The sequence below is a fragment of the Streptomyces herbicida genome (assembly GCF_032656585.1).
GTDB lineage: Bacteria > Actinomycetota > Actinomycetes > Streptomycetales > Streptomycetaceae > Streptomyces > Streptomyces herbicida.
Genome location: NZ_JAUYWJ010000002.1, coordinates 150,842 through 175,828 on the forward strand (window position 1 = coordinate 150,842; position 24,987 = coordinate 175,828).

The following is a 24,987-nucleotide window of genomic DNA, read 5'->3' on the forward strand; positions in this document are numbered from 1 at the left end:
AGGACGGGGACGGAGGAGAAGCGGGGTGCGGACCGGGCTCACTTGCCGAAGGCAAGCATCAGCTTCTCCTTCGTCTCGTCGTTGCCGTTCAGCCGGGTGGACGAGATGTAGAAGCGTCCGTCGGCCCAGTCGATCGCACCGTCGAAGAAGCCGTCCTCGATCTCCGCGGTGCCCTGCGGGTTCTGCAGCAGCTTCGTCGTGGTGTGGGTCGAGCCGGTCGTGGGGATCGACACGACCTGGCCGCCCGCGTCGTACGACGGGTGGACGTACGCCACGAGCTTGCCGCCCTCGACCTTGATGGGCGTCATCGACTCGTCCGCCGGGGACTTCGCGCGCCACTCGGCCTTGCCGGTGGCCAGGCTGATCGCGACGATCTCGTTGGCGCCGCTGGTGGAGTCGGTGGGCAGATAGAGGGTGTCCGCGTCGGCGGCGACGCCCCGGCAGCCCTGGAGGTCGCGTTCGAGGATCGCCCAGCCGCACTGCGGGGCGAACTTCTCGTCGACCTTGACCTCGGAGCGGAACTTGCCGGCGCTGGTGAAGGTGGAGATGTTCCAGGCCTTCTTGTCCTCGTTGGTCAGATAGACCACGAGCGGGTCGACGGAGTAGGCCCGCGCGACCTTCCAGCCCTTCTTCACCGGCTGGGTCCACCGGACCTTGCCGGTGGCCGGGTCGAGCTCCTGGATCTCGTCGTGCTCGTTGCTGCCGGTGGCGTCACAGGAGGCCACGGAGATCAGGCGGTTCGTGCCGCCCGCGAACGCGGTCGGGAAGCAGTCGGTGCCGTACCTCTTCTTGTCGTACAGCTTCCTGCCGCTGGCGAGGTCGTACGCCGTGCCCGACTGCGAGCGGCCCACCATCAGCGTCTTGCCGGCGATGGTCAGCTCGACGCTGAGCGTGCTGTCGAACAGCGCGCCGTCGGCGACCGTGCCGCTCCAGCCCTTCTTGCCGGTGTCGAGGTCGATCAGCTGGAGCTGATTGCACTTGGCGCGGTCGCTGGTGCCGCTCATGTACGCCACGACGACCTTGTTGTCGGCCGACTTCATCGGGGTGACCGCGCAGATCTTCTGCGCGAAGGTGATCGTCGGCCAGGCCGGGTCGCCGTCACCGACGCGATAGCCGAAGACCTGCTTGTACGCCGCCTTCACCGCCGTGCTGCCCGTGATCCACATGCCGGGTGCGTCGGCGCCGGAACCGGGCGCGTCCGGAGCCGTCTTGTACCAGAGCACCTTGGCCTCGCCGGGCTTACGGCCCTCGTTGAGGTTCTCCGGGTCCGAGCCGCCGTCGCCGCTGCCGTCACCGGGATTGACCGGGTCGGCGGAGCCGGTGGACTTGGAGTCGTCGCTCTGCTGGGCGACCGGCTTCTTCTTGCCGCCGTCGTCGCCGCCACCGGCCACGTAGAAGCCCACGCCGACGACCAGCAGCGCCGCCACCGCGGCCGCGGTGATCACGGCGGGCTTCCCCTTGAAGGGGTTCTTCGAGCCACCGGGCGGCGGGGTGCCGGGCGCGCCGGGGTAGTGCGGCTGCTGCGGGTAGCCGTAACCGGGCTGCTGTCCGTACGGCCCCGGCTGCTGCGGCTGCCCGTACGGGCCCGGGGCGCCATAGGGACCCGGCTGCCCGTACGGCCCGGGCTGCTGCGGGTAGCCGTAGCCCGGCTGCGGCTGCTGGGGCGGCTGGGCCGGCGGAGGCGGGGCCGCGGGGGTGCCCTGGGGGGCGCCGAAACCTCCCTGCGCGGGCGGCGTCTGCGGGGCCCCGAAGCCGCCGCCCTGTGGCGCCTGGTCCTGCGGTGCTCCGAAACCACCCTGCTGCGGCGGCTGGTCGGGCGGCTGGGTCATCAGCGCTCTTCCCCCTCGTTCACTGATTTTTAGCCACGCCCTGAGGTTCGTGATGGACCCAAGGTCGTACTCAGAAAGTTCTCAGACGGCTCTTTCTATCACTCGGTACAGACAGCGCACGGGGCCGTGCCCGCCCCTGTTCCCAAGGGAGGACCGGCCCGTGATGCCGTCGTTATGCGCCTTCACGCCCCCTTCACGCAGCGCACGCGCCCCCTGCGCCAGGGGGCTGAAAGGTCAGGCGTCCTCCGCCAGTTCCAGCCACCGCAGCTCCAGCTCCTCCCGCTCGCCCGCCAAGTCCCGCAGCTCGGCGTCGAGTTCGGCGACCTTCGCGAAGTCCGTGGCGTTGTCGGCGATTTGTGCGTGCAGCTTGGTCTCCTTCTCGGAGATCTTGTCCAGCCGGCGCTCGATCTTCTGGAGTTCCTTCTTGGCGGCGCGCTGGTCGGCGGCGCTCTTCTCCAGGGCGGCGGGCCTGGGTGCCGGGGCGGCCGAGGCGGCGACCGCCTCCTCCATCCGCTGCCGCCGCTCCAGGTACTCGTCGATGCCACGCGGCAGCATCCGCAGGGTCGCGTCGCCGAGGAGGGCGAACACCCGGTCGGTGGTGCGCTCGACGAAGAACCGGTCGTGCGAGATGACGATCATCGAGCCGGGCCAGCCGTCGAGGACGTCCTCGAGCTGGGTGAGGGTCTCGATGTCGAGGTCGTTGGTGGGCTCGTCGAGGAAGAGGACGTTGGGCTCGTCCATCAGCAGCCGCAGCAGCTGCAGACGGCGCCGCTCACCGCCGGACAGGTCCCCCACCGGCGTCCACTGCTTCTCCTTGCCGAAGCCGAAGGTCTCGCACAACTGTCCCGCCGTCATCTCGCGGCCCTTGCCGAGATCGACGCGCTCACGGACCCGCTGCACCGCCTCCAGCACCCGCCAGTTCGGGTCGAGTTCGGCGACCTCCTGGGACAGATAGGCGAGCTTGACGGTCTTGCCGACGGTGACCCGGCCGCCCACGGGCTGCGCCTCCCCCTGGGTGCGCGCCGCGTCGGCCATGGCGCGCAGCAGCGAGGTCTTGCCGGCGCCGTTGACGCCGACCAGGCCGATGCGGTCGCCGGGGCCGAGCTGCCAGGTGACGTGCTTGAGCAGCACCTTGGGCCCGGCCTGGACGCTCACGTTCTCCAGGTCGAAGACGGTCTTGCCGAGCCGCGAGGAGGCGAACTTCATCAGCTCGCTGCTGTCGCGCGGCGGCGGCACGTCCTTGATCAGCTCATTGGCGGCCTCGACGCGGAAGCGCGGCTTGGAGGTACGGGCGGGCGCGCCGCGGCGCAGCCAGGCCAGCTCCTTCCGGACGAGGTTCTGCCGCTTGGTCTCCTCGGTGGCGGCGATGCGCTCACGCTCGGCGCGGGCGAAGACGTAGTCGGAGTAGCCGCCCTCGTACTCGTACACGTCACCGCGCTGGACGTCCCACATGCGGGTGCACACCTGGTCGAGGAACCACCGGTCGTGCGTCACGCACACGAGCGCGGAGCGCCGGTTCTGCAGATGCCGGGCCAGCCAGGAGATGCCCTCGACGTCGAGATGGTTGGTGGGCTCGTCGAGGACGATGAGGTCCTGTTCGTCGATCAGCAGCTTGGCGAGCGCGATGCGCCGCCGCTCACCACCGGACAGCGGCCCGATGACGGTGTCCAGCCCCTTCGGGAAGCCCGGCAGGTCGAGGCCCCCGAAGAGCCCGGTCAGTACGTCCCTGACCTTGGCGTTCCCGGCCCACTCGTGGTCGGCCATGTCGCCGATGACCTCGTGCCGGACGGTCGCGGCCGGGTCGAGGGAGTCGTGCTGGGTGAGCACGCCGAGCCGCAGCCCGCCGGACTGCGTGACCCTCCCGGTGTCGGGCTCCTCCAGCTTGGCCAGCATCCGGATGAGGGTGGTCTTGCCGTCGCCGTTGCGCCCGACGACCCCGATACGGTCCCCTTCGGACACGCCGAGCGAGACACCGTCCAGCAGGGCACGGGTGCCGTACACCTTGCTGACGTTCTCGACATTGACCAGGTTGACGGCCATTTCACTCCTGCGCAGGGGGGTCGGTCAGCCTTCTAGCGTAGGGCCTGCGGGGGCAGGGTCGGGGCGCGCGGCGTTGGTCACTCTTCGTGATGACATGTTCGACGGCGGCTACTGTGGAGGACGGGCGCCAGGATCTTGTCCATGGGAGGAACCATGACAGCCCAGCCTGCCGAGCAGTCCGGATGGCGTATGCCTCCATTGGACGGGCCGCGATCGACCTGCTGGTCAGCGGCCTGCGCCGCACTGTGCCCCCCGATTTGAAGGTCGCCCGCGAAATGACCGTAAGGTCGACAAGCCCTACCCCATCGACATCGACCTGACCGCCATCGACGAGCTCTGAGCGGAGCGCACCCTCAGAGCACCAACGCCCCCGCCGCAGGCCCCGCAGCCACCCGTACCGACCTGCACGTCCCTGACGTCCGCAGCGCCTGCGCGACCTTCTCCGCCGACTCGGCATCGCGGGCGAGGAACGCGGTGGTCGGGCCCGAGCCCGAGACGAGGGCCGTGAGCGCGCCCGCCCCGCGGCCCGCCGCGAGCGTGTCGCCGAGTTCCGGGAACAGGGACAGCGCGGCGGGCTGAAGATCGTTGGAGACGGCCGCCGCCAGCGCGTGCGGGTCGCCCTTCGCGAGCGCCTCCAGCAGGTCCGGGGACGCCACCGGCTCCAAAATGTCCCGGCCCTCCGCGAGCCGGTCGAACTCATGGAAGACGGCCGGGGTCGACAGCCCGCGGTCCGCCATCGCGAACACCCAGTGGAAGGTCCCGCCGACGTCGAGGGCCGTCAGCCGCTCGCCGCGCCCGGTGCCGAGGGCGGCACCGCCCACCAGGCTGAACGGCACGTCGCTGCCCAGTTCGGCGCAGACGGCGAGGAGCTCGGCACGGGAGGCGCCCGCCCCCCACAGCGCGTTGCAGGCGAGCAGCGCGCCCGCGCCGTCCGCGCTGCCGCCCGCCATGCCGCCGGCGACGGGGATGTCCTTGCTGATGTGGATGTGCACGGCCGGGTCGATGCCCCGCCGCCCGGCGAGCGCGATCGCCGCGCGCGCCGCGAGGTTGGTGCGGTCCAGGGGGACCTGGTCCGCGTCCGCTCCCTCGCAGGTGACGCGCAGCTCTTCCGCCGGGGTGACCGTGACCTCGTCGTACAGGCCGACGGCGAGGAAGACGTTGGCGAGGTCGTGGAACCCGTCCGGCCGGGCGGCGCCCACCCCGAGCTGGACGTTGACCTTGGCAGGGACCCTTACCGTGACCCTCACTTGCCCGTCCCCTCGTACGCGTCCTTGTGCTCGGCGATCCGCGCGAACTCCTCGACCGTCAGCGACTCCCCGCGTGCCTGCGGCGAGACACCGGCGGCGACGAGGGCGGCCTCGGCGGCCGCGGCGGAGCCCGCCCAGCCGGCGAGCGCGGCCCGCAGGGTCTTGCGCCGTTGTGCGAACGCCGCGTCGACGACCGCGAAGACCTCGCGCTTGGAGGCGGTGGTCTTGATCGGCTCGGTCCGCCGGACGAGGGAGACGAGCCCGCTGTCGACGTTCGGCGCGGGCCAGAAGACATTGCGGCCGATGGCCCCGGCCCGCTTCACGTCGGCGTACCAGTTGGCCTTGACGGAGGGCACGCCGTACACCTTCGAACCGGGCGCGGCGGCGAGCCGGTCGGCGACCTCCGACTGCACCATCACCAGCGTCCGCTCGATGCCGGGGAAGGTGTCGAGCATGTGCAGCAGCACCGGGACGGCCACGTTGTAGGGCAGGTTCGCGACAAGGGCCGTGGGCGCAGGGCCGGGCAGCTCGGCGACGTGCATCGCGTCGGTGTGGACCAGCGCGAACCGGTCCGCGCGTTCCGGCATGCGCGCCGCGATCGTCGAGGGCAGCGCGGCGGCCAGGACGTCGTCGATCTCGACGGCGGTGACGTGGTCGGCGACCTCGAGCAGCGCCAGGGTGAGGGAGCCGAGCCCCGGGCCGACCTCGACGACCACGTCGTCGGGGCGGACCTCTGCGGTGCGGACGATCCGGCGGACGGTGTTCGCGTCGATCACGAAGTTCTGGCCGCGCTGCTTGGTGGGACGCACGCCCAGCGCTGCCGCGAGCTCACGGATGTCGGCGGGGCCGAGGAGGGCGTCTGGGGTGGGGCTGCTCACGGGACAAGGGTACGGGGGCGCGGCCGCCGGGATTGCCAGGGTGTCCCGGGCCACGGCTATCCGCCCAGCCGGGCGCCGCAGTGCGGCCAGGGGCCGGCCCCCCGTTGCACGTACAGCTTCTTCGCCCGGAACGTCTGTTCCTCCTCCGAGGCGTCCTGCGGGCGCCCCTTGCCGCCGAGGCTGTGCCAGGTGCGGGTGTCGAACTGATAGAGGCCTCCGTACGTCCCCGACGGGTCCACCGCGTGGGTCCGGCCGCCGGACTCGCAGGCCGCGAGGCCGTCCCAGTCCAGGTCGTCGGCGTCCTGCACGGACGGCGGATGCGGCCTCGTGCCCACCTTCACGACCTGGGTGCGCGGCTCCCGCACGACCTCGGACTGCTCCAGGCGCGGCTTCTGCCGGACCCCGTTGACGGTCCGCACGAGGTAGGCGACCCGCCGCAGCCCCGGCTGCCCGGCCCGCTCGACGACCTCCGTGCCCCGGAACAGCGAGGGGTCGACGGTTCGTGCCACCTCGAACGGGATCGCCTCCTCGCGGACCTCCTGGGTGCCGGTCACCCGCAGCACGGTCACCGTCTGCCCGTCCCGGGGGAAGCTGTCGGGCGGGACGGACGTGGTGTCCTCGCCGTGCAGGGGGATCCCGGCCTCCTCGACGGCCTCGCGGACGGTGGCCGCGTTGGTGCGGATGACGCGGGCCCGGCCGTCCGCCATGATCGTGACGGCGCGCTCGGTGCGTACGTCGAGCGAGAGCCCCGCGCGTCCGATCGTCCGGGAGCGCGAGGCCGAGAGATACGCGCCCTCCGCCCGCACGCCCAGCTGTCCGAGCGCCTCGTCCACCGTGCGCGCCGTCGTCCACACCTCGTGGCGCCGACCGTCGAGGGTGAGCCGCAGGGGGCGCCCGTAGTGCACCTCCACCCCGTCGCCGCTGGCCAGCGCCGTACCGGGAGCGGGCACCACCACGTCGTGCGCGCCGACCCGCACCCCCTCCTGGGCGAGCAGCTCGGTCACGTCGTCGGCGAAGGTGTGCAGCGTACGCGGCTTTCCGTCGACGGTGAGCTCGATCGCCTTGTCCTCGGCGACGAACGCGGTGGTGCCGCCGGCGAGGAACACGACGACCAGCGCCTGCGGCACCAGTCGGCGGACGGTGGACTCCGACCGTGCGGCGGAGCGTGCCCGGCGCCGCCGCGCGGCTCGCCCGTGCGCCTGGCGGGGCACCACCTGCCGTTCGTAGGAGGGCCGGTAGGTGTCCTCGTACGGAGGGGCCTCGTACATCCCGTAGGGCAGCGTCTCCGCGGTGTGCACGGAGGGGTCGGGGCCGTACGTCTCGTACTGCGACTTGCTCACGCACGCTCCAGGGAGCCAGAGGGGTCCGGATCGGGCCCCCAGAACCTAGCGGAGCGGGCGTCGCTCTCCAAAGCCGCGCGATTACGGACTGTTGCTCACCGAACGTACGATCAGTAGCCGAAGGCGCGGGCCGTGTTCGCCCCCAGGGCGGTCGCCAGCGCGTCCTCGGCGATCCCGCGCACGGCGGCCATCGCGCGCACCGTGACCGGAACGAGATAGGGGGCGTTGGGCCGTCCGCGGTACGGCGCCGGGGTCAGGAAGGGCGCGTCGGTCTCCACGAGGACCAGTTCCAGCGGGGCGACGACGAGGGCGTCGCGCAGGTTCTGGGCGTTCTTGAAGGTGACGTTCCCCGCGAAGGACATGTAGTAGCCCTCGCGTGCGCACACCTCGGCCATCTCGGCGTCGCCCGAGTAGCAGTGGAAGACGGTGCGCTCCGGGGCGCCCTCCTCCTTGAGGACGCGCAGGACGTCGGCGTGGGCGTCGCGGTCGTGGATGACCAGCGCCTTGCCGTGCCGCTTGGCGATCTCGATGTGGGCGCGGAAGGACCGCTCCTGGGCCGCCTTGCCCTCGGGCCCGGTGCGGAAGTGGTCCAGGCCCGTCTCGCCGACGCCCTTCACCTGGGGCAGCCCGGCCAGCCGGTCGATCTCGGCCAGCGCCTCGTCCAGCGCCGCGTCGCCGCCCGGTACCCGCGCGCCCTGCCGCGACCAGCCGTCCGGGTCGCCGTGGACGATGCGCGGGGCCTCGTTGGGGTGCAGGGCGACGGTCGCATGGACGCTGTCGTACGCCGCTGCCGTCTCCGCGGCCCACTGCGAGCCCTTGATGTCGCAGCCGACCTGGACGACCGTCGTCACTCCCACCGACGCGGCCTTGGCGAGGCCTTCCTCGACGGTGCCGGACTGCATGTCGAGGTGGGTGTGGGAGTCGGCGACGGGCACCCGGAGGGGCTCCGGGAGCGGCGGCGCCGCGTTCTTGTCGGCGTTCGAAGGCATGCCCCGATCCTACGAAAGGGGCATGCCTCGTCGGCCGGGCGAGGGGTTCAGCTCGCCTTGCGCTGGAACGGATGCAGGAGATCGGACAGGTGCCAGTGGTGCTGCTCCTTGGCCTGCGCCGGCATCCCGGTCTCGGCCTGCGGGGGCGTCTCGTGATGGTGTCGCTGCGCCGCGCTGCGCACCGACGAGACCTGCCCGGGCCGCATGATCCGTACGACGTGGCCGTCGCAGTTCTGGCAGCTGGGCCGGCTCAGCGGGGACGGGACGACCTTGCCGTTCGCCACGTACGTGACGAACTCGTGGCCGTCGGCGTCCGTGTGGTGCTCTATCTCGTACGACTGCTCCCAGCCGTGCCCGCATCGCATGCAGGCGAAGGAATACGACTCGTGAACGACTGCGCTCGCCGTACCGCGGAGGCCGGTCTGCCCTGCGATCTCACTCATGCCAGCTCCTCGGGTCCGCTGGACAAAGGGACGGGTGCGTCCCTTCGACCAGTGGACGCCTTCACCGGCGCGGACGCACCCGGCCTGTCGAGTGTTGGAGGCGATTTGGATTTTCCTTGCCATACCGGCCCTGGGTACCGGGTCGGGGCTTTGCCTTCCGCAACTGCCCTTTGCCCACCCATGGGGCGCGCGCTCATGGGAGGAGCAGCCTGCTCAGAGGGGATATGAGCCCGGTGTGAGCCCCCTCACGACGTCTGCGCGTTCTTCGCCGCCACCACCGCGTCGAACACCTCCCGCTTGGGCAGGCCCGCCTCCGCGGCCACCGCGGCGATCGCCTCCTTGCGCCGCTCCCCCGCCTCCTCGCGCACCCGCACGCGGCGCACCAGCTCCTCGGCGTCGAGTTCCCCGGGGCCACGCTCGGGGGCGCCCTCGACGACGACGGTGATCTCGCCGCGCACACCCTCCGCGGCCCAGGCGGCCAGCTCGGCGAGCGGTCCGCGCCGTACCTCCTCGTACGTCTTGGTCAGCTCCCGGCACACGGCTGCGCGCCGCGCCGCACCGAACACCTCGGTCATCGCGGCGAGGGTGTCGTCGAGGCGGTGCGGGGCCTCGAAGTAGACGAGGGTGCGCCGCTCCTCGGCGACCTCACGCAGCCGGGAGAGCCGTTCGCCCGCCTTCCGCGGCAGGAACCCCTCGAAGCAGAACCGGTCGACGGGCAGCCCGGACAGCGCGAGGGCGGTGAGCACGGCGGACGGTCCGGGCACCGCGGTGACGTGGATGTCCTTCTCGACGGCCGCGGCGACCAGCCGGTAGCCGGGGTCGGAGACCGACGGCATGCCGGCGTCCGTGACGAGGAGCACACGCGCCCCGCCGAGCAGTTCCTCGACCAGCTCGGGCGTCCGGGCCGACTCGTTGCCCTCGAAGTAGGACACCACGCGGCCCTTGGGCGTCACACCCAGCGCCTGCGTCAGCCGGCGCAGCCGCCGGGTGTCCTCGGCGGCGACGAGGTCGGCGCCGGCGAGCTCCTGGGCGAGCCGGGGCGGCGCGTCCGCGATGTCGCCGATGGGGGTGCCCGCCAAAACAAGGGTTCCAGTCACGCTCCCCATCCTCCCAGGGCCCGGCGAAACGCAACGCACACCAACCGGTGACGCCCATGCGCGGGACTCACACAGAACGTTTCCCTACGATGGCGCGGTGACCAGTACCGCGTCCTCCACGGACACCCGGCAGGGCCAGGCACCGCACGACCAGCGGCCGTCGTGGCAGCAGCGGCTGCGCCGTTTCGGCTACACGGCGGGGCACAGAGGCGACGGCGATGTCCTCGACCGGCTGGTGCCGCCGTATGCGGAGCCGAGCCCTCGGCTGTGGCTGGTCCTGGGTGTGCCGCGGACGGCGGCCGAGCGGATCGGCCGCTGGTCGGGCTGGGGCGGTCCACTGCTGGTGACGCTGATGGCGGGCCTGATGCGGTTCTGGCACCTGGGCAGCCCGAAGGCGGTGATATTCGACGAGACGTACTACGCCAAGGATGCCTGGGCGCTCGTCCACCGCGGCTTCGAGGTCAACTGGGACAAGAACGCCAACGATCTGATCCTGCAGAAGGCGGGGCATGTCGGCATCCCGGCGGACGCGGCCTATGTCGTGCACCCGCCGGTCGGCAAGTACGTCATCGGGCTCGGCGAGCTGATCTTCGGGTTCGACCCGTTCGGCTGGCGGTTCATGACGGCGCTGCTGGGCACGCTGAGCGTGCTGCTGCTGTGCCGGATCGGGCGCCGCATCTTCCGTTCGACGTTCCTCGGCTGTCTGGCCGGCGCGCTGATGGCGGTGGACGGGCTGCACTTCGTGATGAGCCGCACCTCGCTGCTCGACGGCGTGCTGATGTTCTTCGTGCTCGCGGCCTTCGGCTGCCTCGTCATCGACCGGGACAAGTCGCGGGAGAAACTCGCGGCCGCGCTGCCCATGGACGCGGACGGCCGGGTCCGCCCGGACGCGCACGTGGGTGACGGTCTCCGCCTCGGGTGGCGGCCCTGGCGCTGGGCGGCGGGCCTGCTGCTCGGCCTGGCCATCGGCACGAAGTGGAACGGCCTCTACATCCTGGCCGCGTTCTGTGTGATGGCGCTGCTGTGGGACGTCGGCGCCCGCAAGGTGGCCGGTGCCCGGCACCCGTACCGGGCGGTCCTCAAGCACGACACGGGCATCACGTTCCTGGCGACGGTCCCGGTGGCCATCTCGGTGTACCTGTTCTCCTGGATCGGCTGGATCCTCTCCCCGACCGACGGCACCGGCGGCTACTTCCGCAACTGGGCCGCCACCGACGGCAAGGGCGGCAGCTGGACCTTCCTGCCCGACTGGCTGCGCAGCCTGTGGCACTACGAGCACGAGGTGTACGAGTTCCACGTCGGCCTGTCGTCCCCGCACACGTACCAGTCGAACCCGTGGAGCTGGATCGTCCTGGGCCGCCCGGTCTCGTACTTCTACGAGTCCCCCTCGCCCGGCGTGGACGGCTGCCCGGCGGACGCGGGCCAGAAGTGCGCCCGCGAGGTCCTCGCCATCGGCACACCGCTGCTGTGGTGGGCGGCCTGCTTCGCGATCCTCTACGTCCTGTGGCGCTGGGCCTTCCGCCGCGACTGGCGCGCGGGCGCCATCGCCTGCGGCATCGCGGCCGGTTACCTGCCCTGGTTCATGTACCAGGAGCGCACGATCTTCCTCTTCTACGCGGTCGTCTTCGTACCGTTCCTGTGCCTGGCGGTGGCGATGCTGATCGGCGCAATCATCGGCCCACCCGGCTCCAGCGACACCCGCCGCGTGATCGGCTCCGCGGGCGCGGGCGTCCTGGTCCTGCTGATCGCCTGGAACTTCATCTACTTCTGGCCGCTGTACACCGGCACCGCCATCCCGATCGACTCCTGGCGGTCGCGGATGTGGCTGGACACCTGGGTTTAGCCGGGCGAACACACCACGAGGGAGCGGCGGCCTGCCGCTCCCTCGTGGTCGTTGTTGGTCGTCAGCGGTTGCTGCTGGCCGCCCTCGGTCGGCCCGGAGACGGCCCGGCTATGGGGTCGGCATGCGTCAGCGGAAGTGGGACGTGGGGCCGCTGCCACATCGGCCTCTTCGAAATGGAGCTGTTCAGCGAGGAGTTGCGGGCACGGTACGGACGGGAGGTACCGGGCAGAGATGGCACAACAGTCCGTAGAACACATGATTCAATGACGGGATGGTAGAGGACGGCACATTCCTGGGACCGTTGGAACTGGTCGGCGACCATTGGGGAGTCGGGGACGCCACACGACCGGATACCCACTGGGTGGAGTTCAGCCCGGACGGGCTCTACCAGCGCGAGCCGGACTCCGAGGGACGGTTGATCCCGTGGTCCAGGATCATGAGTGGCATCCGGATCACCTGGGGCAAGCACTCCTGGAACACGAACAGCAGGGGCATGTACACGCTGACAGGTAGGGTCGCCGGGCGCGACGGCGGCTGGATGAACATGACACTGCGCCACCCGTACGAGGACCACCAGCTGCGCTTCGACCGGCACGCGCGCCCATACCGGGCGGTGGACGCCCTACGGCTGGAGTATCTGCTGCGGCAGCTCATCGACGAGGGAAAGCTACATCTCCTCGGCGACCCGGAATGGGTCGGCCATGCCGTGGCGTACCTGGCTGGCGGGAAAAACAGCTGGCTCACGAACCGTGCGCTGCGACTGGTAGCGGCGGAAGCCCTGGCAGCGGCCGGCCCGGGCAGTCCCTGACGGCCCGATCCCGATCGACAACCGGCGGTCGCGGATGTGGCTGGACACCTGGGTCCGGGCAGCTGCCTCGGAGAGGCGACCCGAGCGGTCTCAGCCAGCCGTGTTCACGTATGTGGCTGGATACCGGGGTCCGAGTCACGCTTCTGAGCTCCGTTCGGACAACATCCGAAAACATTCCTCACAGTTACCTCTTGGGCCACCTACAGTTCGAGGACTGAAACGGGGGACGGGGGAGGGGACTTCGGCATGCGCAAGGGGGTCAGGGTCACCATCGTGGGCGGGGTGTTCGCCGCGCTGGTGGGTGGGGCCGGGTACGGGGCGTACAACCTTCTGTCCGCGCTCAGCGGGGACGGGGGAACGGGCGGGGGGTCGGCGTCGGTGAAGACCGGGCCGCCCAGTGGCGACGAGGTGCGGGACACCACGCGGAAGTTCTTCGCGGCCTGGGAGAAGGGGCAGGTGGCGACGGCCGCGTCGTACACGAACAACGCCGAGGCCGCGGGCGCGCTGCTGACGGCTTACGGCGAGGACGCGCACATCACCGAGGTGAGCATCACGCCCGGCACGGCGACCGGCGCGACCGTGCCCTTCACGGTCCGGGCGACGGTGTCGTACGACGGGAAGTCCAAACCGCTCGACTACAAGAGCCGGTTGACCGTGGTGCGCGGCGAGACGACGCACCGGCCCCTCGTCGACTGGCGGCCCGCCGTCGTCCACCCGCGGCTGCAGCAGGGCGACACGCTGGTCACCGGCGAGTCGGCGAGCCCGGCGATCGAGGCCGTGGACCGGGACGGCAAGGTCCTGACGAAGGAGAAGTACCCGTCCCTGGGTCCGATCCTGGACGAGCTGCGCAGCCGGTACGGCGAGAAGGCGGGCGGCACGCCCGGCATCGAGCTGGCCGTCCGGCACCAGGCCGAGGGGGCCGCCGACACGACCCTGGTGACCCTGGCCAAGGGCAGGCCGGGCCGACTGCCGACGACGCTGAGCGCGAGCGTGCAGGCGGCGGCCGAGAAGGCGGTGACGAAGTACGCCGAGTCCTCGGTGGTGGCCGTGAGGCCCAGCACCGGCGAGGTGCTGGCGGTCGCCAACCACCGTGACGACGGCTTCAACGCGGCGTTCCTCGGCGAGCTGGCGCCCGGCTCCACGATGAAGATCGTCAGCGCCGCGACGCTCATCGACAACGGGATCACCACGGCGACCGGCCCGGCGCCCTGCCCGCCGACCGCCACCTGGCAGAGCCAGACCTTCAGCAACCTCAAGGGCCTGGCCCCGGACGAGCACGCCACGCTCTCCGACAGCTTCGCCCGCTCCTGCAACACGGCGTTCGTGAAGTACGCGGACGAGGTGAAGGTCGGCTCCCTCACCCAGGAGGCCGAGGAGCGCTTCGGGCTCGGGCAGGGCAACTGGAAGGTCGGCATACCCTCCTTCGACGGCCGGATCCCCGCCTCCGGCGGCCCGGACACGGCGGCCAACATGATCGGCCAGGGCCAGGTGCAGCTGAACCCGCTGAACATGGCCTCGGTGACGGCGACCGCGATGACGGGCGCCTTCCGGCAGCCGGTGATCGTGTCGCAGAAGCTCGACGGCCGCGATCTGGCCACGGCCCGGGGCCTGACGGCCGGCACGGTCCAGCAGCTGCGGTCGATGATGAACCGCACCGCGGTCAGCGGCACAGCGGCCGGCGTGATGCGCGGCCTGAGCGGCAGCATCGGCGCGAAGACCGGCTCCGCGGAGGTCGAGGGACAGGCGAAGTCCAACAGCTGGTTCACCGGATACCGCAATGACATCGCGGCCGCGGCCATGACCCAGGACGGCGGCCACGGCATTGACGCGGCCGGGCCGATTGTCGCAGATGTGCTACGGACCGGCGGCTGAAGTCACTCGTACAGGAAGGGACTCTAGGGTGGGTGATGTCGTTGAGGAGCGTGAGGGCTACGAGGGCAGCGGGGACCCTGGGGAATTCGCGGAGGAACTGAGGCAGTGGGCAAGAGAAGGCGCGTCGTCGAGCGACGGACCACCAGACCCGCGGTCGTCGGCGGGATGATCGCCGCGGCCCTCGGCGGCGCAGGCCTCGGCGTCTACCTGCTCTACGGCGGCGCCGCGGCCGAGGGGCGGGCCGCCGCCACCGGCGACCACAAGACGGTCAGGACCGGTCCGCCGTCCGCGACCGAGGTGCGAACCACCGCCGAGCGCTTTCTCACGGCCTGGCAGCAGGGCAGGGTGAACCTGGCCGCGGCCGCCACGGACGACTCCGGTGCCGCCACCACCCTGCTCAGCGGCTACTCCAAGGACGCCCGCATCAAGGACGTCACGCTCACCGCCGGCACCCGCACCGGCGCCAAGGTCCCCTTCTCCGTCAAGGGCACGGTCACCTACAAGGGCGTCAGCAAGCCGCTGGCCTACGACAGCTCGCTCACCGTCGTCCGCCGCGCCCGCGACGGGAAGCCGCTGGTCGACTGGCACGCCTCCGTCGTCCACCCGGACCTGAAGGACGGCGACAAGCTGGTCACCGGCGAGTCCGGCACCCCGCCCATCAAGGCGCTGGACCGCGACGGAGGGGAGCTGACCGCCGCGAAGTTCCCCTCCCTGGGGACGGTGCTCGACGGGCTGCGTGAGAAGTTCGGCAAGACGGCGGGCGGCAAGGCGGGCGTCGAGCTGCGCGTGGTGCGCGGCAAGGCGTCCACGGCGGACAAGCTCTCCGACAAGACACTCGTGGAGCTCAGCAAGGGCACCCCGGGCACGGTGCGGACGACGCTGAGCCCGGCCCTCCAGGCGGCCGCCGAGAAGCAGGTGACCAAGCAGGAGCGGGCCTCGGTCGTGGTCATGCGCCCGTCGAGCGGGGAGATCCTCGCGGTGGCCAACACCAGCCATGGCTTCAACACGGCCTTCCAGGGCTCGCTGGCGCCCGGCTCCACGATGAAGGTCATCACGTCGTCGCTGCTGATCGAGAAACACCTGGCGTCCGCGGACAAGGACCACCCCTGTCCCAAGACGGTGAAGTACGGCGGCTGGACCTTCCACAACGACAACGACTTCGAGATCAAGGGCGGCACGTTCAAGGCGAGCTTCGCACGCTCCTGCAACACCGCCTTCATCAGCCAGGCGGAGAAGCTGGGCAATTCGGATCTGACGAACCAGGCCCAGCAGGTCTTCGGTCTGTCCATGAACAACTGGGCGATCGGCGTCCCGACCTTCGACGGCTCGGTGCCGGTGCAGTCGGCGGCCCAGATGGCGGCCTCCCTGATCGGGCAGGGCGGGGTGCGGATGAACCCGCTGAACATGGCGTCGGTCGCCTCGACGATCAAGGCGGGCACCTTCCACCAGCCCTATCTGGTCTCCCCGAGCGTGGACCACCGCAAGACGGCCACCGCCACCCGCACCATGTCCGCGGCCACACTCTCCCAGCTGCGTGAACTGATGCGGTACACGGCCGCGTACGGCACGGCGGCCGAGGCGATGTCCGGTCTCGGCCCCGACTACGGCGCCAAGACCGGCTCGGCGGAGGTCGACGGCCAGAAGAAGCCCAACGGGTGGTTCACCGCGTACCGCGGCGACCTCGCGGCCGCGGGCGTGGTCCAGGCCGGTGGCCACGGCGGCGACACGGCGGGCCCGATCGTGGCGGCGCTGCTGAAGATGGGGAGCTGAGCCCCGGCGGGAGGCACGGCCCTCAATGGGCCACGGGCTCGGCGGCCATGTACGTCCGCCTCAGGAACCGCAGCAGAGTCTTCGACTCGAACTGCACCACCTCGACCCCGCCCGGGGAGTGGAACTCCACCACGGCCTGGACCCGGCCGCACGGCCACACCCGTACGTCACCGCTCTCGACCGGTGCCCGCAACCCCTGTTCCAGCAGCGCACGGGCGAACGTCCACTCGTGCGGCCCGGGAAGTCCGACCCGCACCGACCGGGGGTCCGCGTCGGGGTCATAGCGCAGGACGACCGGGACCGCCGGATCCTCCTGGAGGTTCACGTTCTCGTCCGTGACTATGTGGGCTCGCGCGTACTGCTCGACTACAGACATCGGCCGGCCCTCTCACGCTGCGTCACCTGTGCGGAAGTCACGCCTCCGCCTTCACTCCAATGTCGCATATTTCCCGGATTGCGCTCATCGAACCCTGCGTATCTCAGGTGTGCGATGCGCATACACCAGCTCCTCGCTCTTGCAAAACGTTCGCAACAAGCCACTAAAATCAAATGGTGCACGTACCTGACGGATTCATCGACGCCCCCACCTCGGCGGTCACCGGAGTGGTTGCCGCCGGCGCCCTCGCCATGAGCCTGCGCGGCGCGCGCCGCGAGCTCGACGAGCGCACCGCCCCGCTTGCCGGACTGGTTGCGGCGTTCATCTTCGCCGTACAGATGCTCAACTTCCCCGTCGCGGCCGGAACAAGCGGCCATCTGCTCGGCGGCGCCCTCGCCGCGATACTCGTCGGCCCCTACACGGGGGTGCTCTGTGTCTCCGTCGTCCTGCTGATGCAGGGCATCCTCTTCGCGGACGGCGGCCTCACCGCGCTCGGCGTCAACATCACGGACATGGCGATCGTCACGACGGTCGTGTCGTACGCCGTCTTCCGCGGCCTGGTGAAGGTGCTCCCCCGCAAGCGGCGCTCGGTGACCGTCGCCTCCTTCGTCGCCGCAGTCGTCTCCGTCCCGGCCGCCGCCGTCACCTTCACACTCATCTACGCGGTCGGCGGCACCACCGACGTCGCCATCGGCAAGGTCGCCACCGCGATGATCGGCGTCCATGTCCTCATCGGCATCGGCGAGGCCGCGATCACCGCGCTCACGGTCGGCGCCGTCATCGCCGTACGGCCGGACCTCGTGTACGGCGCCCGCGGACTCCGGCAGCGCCTGAAGCTCCGGGTGAACGGCGAGCTCGTCGACGCGCCCGCCGCCCGGCCCGTCCCCGTCACCGCCCGGTCGCACCGCACGCTGTGGATCACCGGTCTGGTCACCTCCCTGGTGCTCGCCGGGTTCGTCAGCTTCTACGCCTCCGCCGACCCCGACGGCCTGGAGAAGATCGCGCACGACCAGGGCATCGACCAGAAGGCGGAGAAGCACGCGTCCGCCGACTCGCCGCTCGCCGACTACGGCGTGAAGGACGTCTCCGACGCCCGCCTCTCCGGCGGACTCGCGGGCGTGATCGGCGTCGGGGTCACGGTCGTCGCGGGCAGCACCGTGTTCTGGGCGGTGCGCAGGCGTCGTACGCAGGACGTCTCGCCCGCGGGCACGGGCGTCTGACATGGGGGCGGGACACGCGCACAGGCTCTACCGGCACGGGCACTCCCCCGTGCACGCGCTGCCGCCGCACACCAAGCTGGCCGCCGTCTTCGCCTTCGTGGTGGTCGTGGTGTCGACCCCGCGCGAGGCGATGTGGGCGTTCGGGCTGTACGCCACGCTGCTCGCCTTCGTGGCGTACCTCGCGCGCGTGCCCGCCGGCTTCCTGCTGAAGCGGCTGCTGATCGAGGTGCCGTTCGTCGCCTTCGCGGTGCTCATGCCGTTCGTTGCGGAGGGCGCGCGGGTGGACGTCCTCGGCCTGTCGCTGAGCGTCAACGGTCTGTGGGGCGCCTGGAACGTGCTCGCCAAGGGCACGCTGGGCGTCGCCGCCTCCGTGCTCCTGGCCGCCACCACCGAGCTGCGCGAACTCCTCCTCGGTCTGCAGCGCCTCAAACTCCCGCCGTTGCTCGTCCAGATCGCGTCCTTCATGATCCGCTACGGCGACGTCATCACCGACGAGATGCGCCGGATGCGGATCGCCCGGGAGTCGCGCGGCTTCGAGGCGAGCGGCGTACGCCACTGGGGAGTGCTCGCCAAGTCGGCCGGCGCGCTCTTCATCCGTTCCTACGAGCGCGGCGAGCGCGTGCATCTGGCCATGGTGAGCCGGGGATACGCCGGTTCGATGCCGGTCATCGACGAGGTGACCGCGTCCCGGGCGCAGTGGTCGTACGCCCTCGCCCTCCCCTGCGCCGCCCTCGTCGTCTGCCTGCTGGGATGGACCCTGTGAAACCTTCGCTCGAAGTGGCCGGACTGGCCTTCGCGTACCCCGACGGACACCAGGCCCTGTTCGGCGTGGACTTCTCGATCGGGCGCGGCGAACGGGTCGCGCTGCTCGGCCCGAACGGCGCCGGCAAGACGACCCTGGTGCTGCACCTCAACGGCATCCTGGGCGGCGGTACCGGCACGGTGACCGTGGCCGGGCTGCCGGTCGGCCGGGAGCACATGGCCGAGATCAGGCGGAAGGTCGGCATCGTCTTCCAGGACCCGGACGACCAGCTCTTCATGCCGACCGTGCGGGAGGACGTGGCGTTCGGCCCGGCCGCGGCCGGGCTGAAGGGGGCCGCGCTGGAGGAGCGGGTGCGTACGGCCCTGGAGCGGGTCGGCATGCAGGACTTCGCCGACCGGCCGCCGCACCATCTGTCCTTCGGCCAGCGCCGCCGGGTCGCGGTCGCGACGGTCCTGGCGATGGAGCCGGAGATCCTCGTCCTCGACGAGCCGTCCTCCAACCTGGACCCGGCCTCCCGCCGCGAACTGGCCGACATCCTGCGCTCGCTGGACGTCACGGTCTTGATGGTCACGCACGACCTGCCCTACGCACTGGAACTGTGCCCGCGCTCGCTGATCCTGAGCGACGGCGTGATCGCCGCTGACGGCCCGACGGGCGACCTCCTGTCCGACGACGCGCTGATGCGCGCCCACCGTCTGGAGCTGCCCTTCGGCTTCGACCCGAGATCCGTTCCGGCCGCCGCCGAGCGGACCTGACGCGTTTCCGTGACGGCCGTCCCGGCTCGTCCGGGACAATGGGCGTGTGACGCATCAAGAGGACGCCGGGTCGCTGCTGCTTGACGACCAGCTCTGCTTCGCGCTGTACGCCGCCCAGCGCGCCGTGACCGCGGCGTACCGCCCGCTCCTCGACGAACTCGGCCTGACCTATCCGCAGTACCTCGTCCTGCTCGTGCTGTGGGAGCGCGGCGAGACCACGGTGAAGGAGCTGGCCGCCGCCCTGCGCCTCGACTACGGCACGGTGTCGCCGCTGCTGAAGCGGCTGGAGGCGGCGGGTCTGGTGTGCCGCGAGCGCTCGGCGCGGGACGAGCGCTCGGTGCTCGTCGCCTGCACCGAGCGCGGTGCGGAGCTCCGGGAGCGCGCGGCGCGGGTGCCCGGCGCGCTGCTCACGACGACGGGGCTGGGCACTGAGGAGATCGCGCGGCTGCGCGAGGAGTTGTGGCGGCTCGCGGAGCGCGCCGAACACGCCTCCACCCGGCGCTGACCGCACGTTACCCACGGTTATCGAGCCCTGAGGGCGACAACTGACCTACCGGCCAGTACCTTGTGCACGATGTACTTGCGCACACTTGTTCCGGGGAAGGCCGACCATGACTGACGGCACCGCTGCAACCGACGGCACCGCTGTCGACACCCGTCCGACGAAGATCATGTACGTCGCCGAAGCCACCGCGCACGGTGGCCGGGACGGGTTCGTCACCAGTCAGGACGGCGCGATCGAGCTGAAGGTCGCGATGCCGCCGGAACTGGGCGGGGACGGCAACGGCACCAACCCGGAGCAGCTGTTCGCCGCCGGCTACAGCTCCTGCTTCCACAACGCGCTGATCCTGGTCGGCAACCGCGCGGGCTACGACCTGACCGGCTCCACCGTCGCCGCGAAGGTCGGCATCGGCCCGAACAAGCACCGCGGCTACGGTCTGGCCGTCGCCCTCAGCGTCTCCCTCCCGGTCCTCGACGCGGACATCGCGGCGAAGCTGGTCGACGCGGCCCACGAGGTGTGCCCGTACTCCAACGCGACGCGCGGCAACATCGACGTGACGATCGTCCTGGGCTGAGCCCTGCGCCGGGGGTGACGGCACGACCCGGTCCGGATACAACCCCGGGGGCCTGGGCGGGCTCGTCGACACCGACCGGCACGCCCCGCTCCTGGTCTGGATCGTCTCGCTCGTCCTCTTCGGGCCGCACTGGATCGTGTTCCCGCCGAGTGTCGTCATACGGCTCTGCCGGGGGCTCTGGGACGAGCGCACCGCCGTGCCGGCCGCGGTCGCGCTGGTGGGGCCGCTGCTCATCGCCTTCGGCCACCGGTTCGGCTGGCACCGGGGTGTGCTCTACCGGTACGCCGGGGGCGTCGTGCTGCGCAGGCTCCGGTCGGTGCGCGCCTATGCCTGGCCGGAGCTGACCACCAAGACCCACGGGTCCTGGGTGACCGAGGGCGACAAGTCCGACTCGGTGCTGTGAGCGCCTGGAACTGCGCACCCACGACGGCACGTCCGTGTACACCTACGACCACTGCCCGCTCGGCCTCCGCGCCCCGCCGACCACGAGAGCGGACCGCAGGACACCAAACCGTAACCGGCTCCGGCACCCCGCCGAGGAATCCAAGGCCGCAATCCCGTGTTTCACTCGCTGTCGCAAGCAAGTGGAGGGACCGGGCGTGGGCGTGGATGTGGACGTGAACGGCACAGTCGCCGAGGGCTTCGAGCCCGTCAGGGCGGCGTTCGCGCGCAACTTCGGGCTGCTCGGCGACCGCGGCGCGGCCGTCTCCGTGTACCGGCACGGGCACCGGGTGGTCGATCTGTGGGGCGGGACGAAGGACGTCGACGGTACGGCCCCCTGGGAACCCGGCACCGCGCAGATCGTGCGCTCCGCGACCAAGGGCGTCGCCGCCGCCGCGCTGCTGCTCCTGCACCAGCGCGGAGAACTGGACCTGGACGCGCCGGTGGGCGAGTACTGGCCGGAGTTCAAGGCGGCGGGCAAGGAGAGCACGCTGGTCCGGCACGTGCTCGCGCACCGCGCCGGTGTCCCCGTGCTCGACCGCCCGCTGACGCCGGAGCAGGCCGTGGACCCCGACTTCGGCGCCCGGGCCGTCGCCGCCCAGGCGCCGGTGTGGGAACCGGGCACCGACCACGGTTACCACGCGCAGACGTACAGCTGGCTCACCGGTGAGCTGGTGCGGCGCGTCACCGGCCGCCCGGTCGGTGAGTTCATCGCGACCGAGATCGCCGGGCCGGCCGGCGCCGACCTCTGGCTCGGCCTGCCGGAGTCGGAAGCCGCGCGCGTGGGCCGGGTCGGCCCCGTCGAGGCCGCCGAGGCGGGCGGCGTGCTGAAGACCCGTCCCAAGCGGTCCGTCTCCGAGGCCTACGCCGACCCGGAGTCGCTGACCCGCCGTGCCTTCGCCGCGATCACCCCGCTCCCCGACGAGAACGCCCCCGCCTATCGCGCGGCCGCCCTCCCCGCCTCCAACGGCATCGCCACCGCCGACGGACTGGCCCGCTTCTACGCCTCCCTGATCGGCGAGGTGGACGGCGGCACCCGGCTGTTCCGCCCCGCGACGGTCGAGTCGGCCCGGGGCGAGCAGTCCGCCGGGCCGGACCGCGTGCTCGTGGTGAACACCCGGTTCGGCCTCGGCTACATGCTGCACGGCAGCGCGTCGCCGCTGCTGTCCGCCGGCTCCTTCGGCCACCCGGGCCGCGGTGGCGCCCTCGCCTTCGCCGATCCCGGATCGGGCATCGCCTTCGGCTACGTCACCAACGGCTTCCGCAAGAGCGTGACCGCGGACCCACGGGCCCAGGCGCTGGTGCGGGCGGTGCGGGCGGCCCTGGAGCGCGTCACACGTTGATCGGGTGCGAGGTCCGCCCGGACGCCGAGTCGATCTCTCCGTGTGCCTTGGTCAGCAACTGCATCGCCAGTTCGTTGAGCGCCCGTGCGCCGGCTATCTCCTCGCCGACGCGTGGCTGATTTGCGTCGGTGTGGTGCCTGCTGGCACTCCCGTGCGCCCGTACCTCACTGCCGTCGGGCAGACGCACCAGCGCGGCCGCCCGCGTGTGCTGATCGTCCTCCTGGAACTCCAGCTCGACGTGCCATCCCACAGTGGTGTGGATCATGAGGACCACCTCCGGAATCACTGCTTCCAGGGTGCTCCTCGACGCCCCCGGCGTCACGTCGGCCCAGAAACTGTCTTTCCGTCAGGAAACGGGCTTCTGAAACGGGCTTCTCCTCAGGAAGCCGGCTTCCCGTCGAAGCTGGCGAAGTACGCGGCGGCCATGTCCTCGTCGGCATGGCCCTGGGCGGCGGCGCGTGCGAAGCGCTCCGCCGCGGCTGCGGCCACGTCGAGGCGGACGCCGTTGTCCTCACCGGCCCCGACGATCAGCCGCGCGTCCTTCTCGGCCGTGGCCACCGCGAACTGGGCCGGGGACAGCCGGTCGTCCAGCACCATGGCCGCCTTGGCCCGCAGGTACCCCATGTCGAGCGGCCCGCCCTCGATGAGGTCGAAGAAGTCGTGCGGGTCGACGCCGAGCGCCTGGGACAGGGCGAGGACCTCGCCGGTCGCCGCGGTGGCCGCGAGGACCCAGCTGTTGGCGACCAGCTTGAGCCGGGTGGCGCTGCCCGCCGCCCCGTCGTCGCCGGTCCACACCGTACGGGCGCCGACCGCGTCGAACACGGGCTTGACCGCCGCCCGGCCCTCCTCCGGACCGGCGGCCAGGACGGTCAGCTGTCCGGCCTCCGCGGGCTGGCGGGTGCCGAGGACCGGGGCGTCGTAGAAGACGAGGCCGTGGTCGCGGGCGAAGCCGGCCAGGTCGACGGCCGAGTCCAGGCCGGCGGTGGTCGACTGCACCCAAGCCGCGCCGGGGCGCAGTGCGGGCGCCGCCTCCCGCATGACCTCCAGGACGGTGTGGCCGTCGTACAGCATGGTCAGGACGACATCGGCGCCCTGGACGGCCTCGGCGGGGGTGTCGGCGACGTGGGCGCGGTCGGCGGCCAGCGGCTCGGCCTTGGCGCGGGTGCGGTTCCAGACACGGACGGTGTGCCCGGCCTTCGTGAGGTTGCGGGCCATCGCGGCCCCCATGATCCCGGTGCCCAGGACGCTCACGGTGAGCTTGTCTGTCATGACGTCAACTTCCTGATCCGTGCGATGAGTACGAGCCTTCAGCATGGTCGCTCAGGCGCCGTCTCCATGGTCGTTCAGGCACGCGCGTTCCCGGCGGCGGCACGGAGCAGTCCGACGGCGCGGTCCACTCCCCCGCGCCGCTACCCGGCGTGCAGCATCAGCCCGATACCCAGCACCAGCAGTCCCGCGGCGGCGATCCGGGGCGCTCCGAACCGCTCCTTGAAGATCAGCGCCCCGATCGCGGCTCCGACGATGATCGACGACTCCCGCAGCGCCGCGATCGGCGCCAGCGCGGCCCGGGTCTGCGCCCACAGCACCAACCCGTATGCGGAGACGGAGAGAAACGCGCCGAACAGCCCGAGGGCGGCGAACGGACGCAGCAGGGCGACCGTCTTCCCGTGCCAGCGCCGGACGGCGTACGCCGGGATCACCACGCCCTGGACCACCATCAGCCAGGCGGTGTACCCGAGCGGGGAGCCCGAGGCCCGCACGCCGAGCCCGTCGACGACGGTGTACGAGGCGATGGACAGCCCCGTCGCGAGGGCGGCCCCGATCGCGGCCCGGTTCGGCCGGCGCCCGCGCAGGCCCCACAGGGCGACGCCGGTGAGTCCGGCGCAGGACAGGGCGATACCGGCGGCGGCCCAGCGGTCGGGCACCTCGTGGGCGAAGACGGCCGCGAAGACGGTGACGACCAGCGGGGCGGTGCCGCGCGCGATGGGGTAGGCCTGCCCGAAGTCGCCGAGCCGGAAGGACGCCATCAGCAGGACGACGTACACGACGTGGATGGCCGCGGAGCAGAGCAGGTACGGCCATGCCGCGGCCGCCGGGAGCGCCGCGAACGGCACCAGGGCCAGCCCGATGAGGACACCGCCGGCCAGGATCAGGGTGAACCCGACGAGCTTGTCGGTGATGCGGTGGGCGATCGCGTTCCAGCTGGCGTGCGTGACCGCGGCGAGCAGGACGGCCGCGGTGACCAGCGGCGTCACGAGGTGCGCTCGCGCACGTCCACCAGAGTGCCGCCCGCATGGGCGATCAGTGTCGTCGGCTCCATGGGGAAGACCGTGTGCGGGGTCCCGGCGGCGGCCCACACGAGGTCGTGCTCCAGCAGCGACCGGTCGGCGAGCACCCGGGTGCGGGTCCGGTGCCCGAAGGGCGGCACGCCCCCGATCGCATACCCGGTCGTCTCCCGTACGACATCGGCCCTGGCCCGGGTGACGGCCTCGGCTCCGAGTTCCTCGCGCACCCGCTCCACGTCCACCCGGGACGCCCCGTCCATGAGCACAAGGACCGGCACCCTGTCGGCGGCGAAGACCAGCGACTTGCAGATCTGGCTCAGCTCGCAGCCGATGGCCGCGGCGGCCTCGGCGGAGGTGCGGGTGGCGTCCGGGAAACGTCTGATCCGGGAGTGGAGTTCCCCGAGGCCCAGTTCCTCCAGGGCCGCGGCGAAGCGGGGGTGGGCTCCGGAGCCCTCGGCGTCGGCGTCAGTGGCGGCTGTCGTCGTCATGCGGGGCACGCTAGCGGTGTGTGTACGGGGCGGGCGACCGGGTTTCACAGCATGAACGACCGGGCTTCACCGCATGAAAGAGGC

General features: G+C 71.4%; 24 protein-coding genes. 11 read left to right on the forward strand and 13 right to left on the reverse strand.

All coding sequences use genetic code 11. The features are described 5' to 3' along the window. Positions 1–38: 38 nt before the first annotated feature. The 8 genes from Q8A52_RS04360 to rsmI form a co-directional block, all read right to left on the reverse strand. Complete coding sequence (locus Q8A52_RS04360) at positions 39–1,829, reverse strand: outer membrane protein assembly factor BamB family protein (protein WP_316749009.1); 1,791 nt, start codon at positions 1,827–1,829, stop codon at positions 39–41. 234 nt (positions 1,830–2,063) lie between these two features. Continuing rightward, on the reverse strand, positions 2,064–3,869 hold the full coding sequence (locus tag Q8A52_RS04365) for an ABC-F family ATP-binding cassette domain-containing protein (RefSeq protein ID WP_316749011.1): 1,806 nt from the start codon (positions 3,867–3,869) through the stop codon (positions 2,064–2,066). 353 nt (positions 3,870–4,222) lie between these two features. Continuing rightward, positions 4,223–5,116, reverse strand: coding sequence for a 4-(cytidine 5'-diphospho)-2-C-methyl-D-erythritol kinase (locus tag Q8A52_RS04370; protein WP_316749013.1), 894 nt, complete (start codon positions 5,114–5,116; stop codon positions 4,223–4,225). Continuing rightward, entirely contained in the window at positions 5,113–5,994 is an 882-nt protein-coding gene (gene rsmA, locus Q8A52_RS04375; protein ID WP_316749015.1) for a 16S rRNA (adenine(1518)-N(6)/adenine(1519)-N(6))-dimethyltransferase RsmA, read from the reverse strand. Before rsmA ends, Q8A52_RS04370 begins: the two co-directional genes overlap by 4 nt. A 56-nt stretch (positions 5,995–6,050) precedes the next feature. Then, a complete protein-coding gene (locus Q8A52_RS04380; protein ID WP_316749017.1) occupies positions 6,051–7,334 on the reverse strand; it encodes a ubiquitin-like domain-containing protein in 1,284 nt (427 codons plus the stop codon). A 110-nt stretch (positions 7,335–7,444) separates the two neighbouring features. Beyond that, entirely contained in the window at positions 7,445–8,323 is an 879-nt protein-coding gene (locus Q8A52_RS04385; RefSeq protein ID WP_316749018.1) for a TatD family hydrolase, read from the reverse strand. 47 nt (positions 8,324–8,370) lie between these two features. Continuing rightward, a complete protein-coding gene (locus Q8A52_RS04390) occupies positions 8,371–8,766 on the reverse strand; it encodes a hypothetical protein (protein WP_316749020.1) in 396 nt (131 codons plus the stop codon). 245 nt (positions 8,767–9,011) lie between these two features. After that, positions 9,012–9,863: a 16S rRNA (cytidine(1402)-2'-O)-methyltransferase gene (rsmI, locus tag Q8A52_RS04395; protein WP_316749022.1), complete on the reverse strand. Its 852-nt coding sequence runs from the start codon at positions 9,861–9,863 to the stop codon at positions 9,012–9,014. A gap of 97 nt (positions 9,864–9,960) precedes the next feature. On the opposite strand from rsmI, the gene Q8A52_RS04400 reads away from it, so the two are divergent. The 4 genes from Q8A52_RS04400 (at position 9,961) to Q8A52_RS04415 (ending at position 16,156) form a co-directional block, all read left to right on the forward strand. Next, positions 9,961–11,706 carry a dolichyl-phosphate-mannose--protein mannosyltransferase gene (locus Q8A52_RS04400; protein WP_316749023.1) on the forward strand — a complete coding sequence of 582 codons (1,746 nt, stop codon included), beginning with the start codon at positions 9,961–9,963 and terminating at the stop codon, positions 11,704–11,706. Positions 11,707–11,977: 271 nt separating this feature from the next. Beyond that, positions 11,978–12,514 (forward strand): hypothetical protein, encoded by a 537-nt coding sequence (locus Q8A52_RS04405; protein WP_316749025.1) that lies wholly within the window; start codon positions 11,978–11,980, stop codon positions 12,512–12,514. A 246-nt stretch (positions 12,515–12,760) separates the two neighbouring features. Beyond that, entirely contained in the window at positions 12,761–14,386 is a 1,626-nt protein-coding gene (locus Q8A52_RS04410; RefSeq protein ID WP_316749027.1) for a penicillin-binding transpeptidase domain-containing protein, read from the forward strand. 105 nt (positions 14,387–14,491) lie between these two features. Continuing rightward, positions 14,492–16,156, forward strand: a complete 1,665-nt coding sequence (locus tag Q8A52_RS04415) for a penicillin-binding transpeptidase domain-containing protein (protein ID WP_316749029.1) — start codon at positions 14,492–14,494, stop codon at positions 16,154–16,156. Positions 16,157–16,178: 22 nt separating this feature from the next. Here the strand turns inward: Q8A52_RS04415 and Q8A52_RS04420 are convergent, their stop codons facing one another. Continuing rightward, the gene (locus Q8A52_RS04420) at positions 16,179–16,532 is read right to left on the reverse strand and encodes an SsgA family sporulation/cell division regulator (protein WP_316749031.1); all 354 of its coding nucleotides are present in this window, start codon (positions 16,530–16,532) and stop codon (positions 16,179–16,181) included. 176 nt (positions 16,533–16,708) lie between these two features. On the opposite strand from Q8A52_RS04420, the gene Q8A52_RS04425 reads away from it, so the two are divergent. The 7 genes from Q8A52_RS04425 (at position 16,709) to Q8A52_RS04455 (ending at position 22,130) form a co-directional block, all read left to right on the forward strand. Next, positions 16,709–17,752, forward strand: a complete 1,044-nt coding sequence (locus Q8A52_RS04425) for an energy-coupling factor ABC transporter permease (protein ID WP_316749949.1) — start codon at positions 16,709–16,711, stop codon at positions 17,750–17,752. 1 nt (position 17,753) lies between these two features. Next, a complete protein-coding gene (gene cbiQ, locus Q8A52_RS04430; RefSeq protein WP_316749033.1) occupies positions 17,754–18,515 on the forward strand; it encodes a cobalt ECF transporter T component CbiQ in 762 nt (253 codons plus the stop codon). Continuing rightward, positions 18,503–19,270, forward strand: coding sequence for an energy-coupling factor ABC transporter ATP-binding protein (locus tag Q8A52_RS04435; RefSeq protein ID WP_316749035.1), 768 nt, complete (start codon positions 18,503–18,505; stop codon positions 19,268–19,270). Before cbiQ ends, Q8A52_RS04435 begins: the two co-directional genes overlap by 13 nt. Before the next feature lie 46 nt (positions 19,271–19,316). Beyond that, positions 19,317–19,775 (forward strand): MarR family winged helix-turn-helix transcriptional regulator, encoded by a 459-nt coding sequence (locus tag Q8A52_RS04440; RefSeq protein ID WP_316749037.1) that lies wholly within the window; start codon positions 19,317–19,319, stop codon positions 19,773–19,775. A 106-nt stretch (positions 19,776–19,881) separates the two neighbouring features. Next, positions 19,882–20,346 (forward strand): organic hydroperoxide resistance protein, encoded by a 465-nt coding sequence (locus Q8A52_RS04445; RefSeq protein ID WP_316749039.1) that lies wholly within the window; start codon positions 19,882–19,884, stop codon positions 20,344–20,346. Positions 20,347–20,482: 136 nt separating this feature from the next. Next, complete coding sequence (locus Q8A52_RS04450; protein WP_316749041.1) at positions 20,483–20,749, forward strand: hypothetical protein; 267 nt, start codon at positions 20,483–20,485, stop codon at positions 20,747–20,749. A gap of 208 nt (positions 20,750–20,957) precedes the next feature. Further along, on the forward strand, positions 20,958–22,130 hold the full coding sequence (locus tag Q8A52_RS04455; RefSeq protein WP_316749951.1) for a serine hydrolase domain-containing protein: 1,173 nt from the start codon (positions 20,958–20,960) through the stop codon (positions 22,128–22,130). Here the strand turns inward: Q8A52_RS04455 and Q8A52_RS04460 are convergent. The 4 genes from Q8A52_RS04460 to Q8A52_RS04475 form a co-directional block, all read right to left on the reverse strand. Beyond that, entirely contained in the window at positions 22,120–22,395 is a 276-nt protein-coding gene (locus Q8A52_RS04460; protein ID WP_316749043.1) for a DUF1876 domain-containing protein, read from the reverse strand. The genes Q8A52_RS04455 and Q8A52_RS04460 overlap by 11 nt on opposite strands. Before the next feature lie 113 nt (positions 22,396–22,508). Next, positions 22,509–23,399 carry an NAD(P)-dependent oxidoreductase gene (locus tag Q8A52_RS04465; RefSeq protein ID WP_316749045.1) on the reverse strand — a complete coding sequence of 297 codons (891 nt, stop codon included), beginning with the start codon at positions 23,397–23,399 and terminating at the stop codon, positions 22,509–22,511. A 140-nt stretch (positions 23,400–23,539) separates the two neighbouring features. Further along, a complete protein-coding gene (locus tag Q8A52_RS04470) occupies positions 23,540–24,385 on the reverse strand; it encodes a DMT family transporter (RefSeq protein WP_316749047.1) in 846 nt (281 codons plus the stop codon). After that, the gene (locus tag Q8A52_RS04475; RefSeq protein WP_316749049.1) at positions 24,382–24,903 is read right to left on the reverse strand and encodes a YbaK/EbsC family protein; all 522 of its coding nucleotides are present in this window, start codon (positions 24,901–24,903) and stop codon (positions 24,382–24,384) included. Before Q8A52_RS04475 ends, Q8A52_RS04470 begins: the two co-directional genes overlap by 4 nt. Between the last annotated feature and the right edge of the window lie 84 nt (positions 24,904–24,987).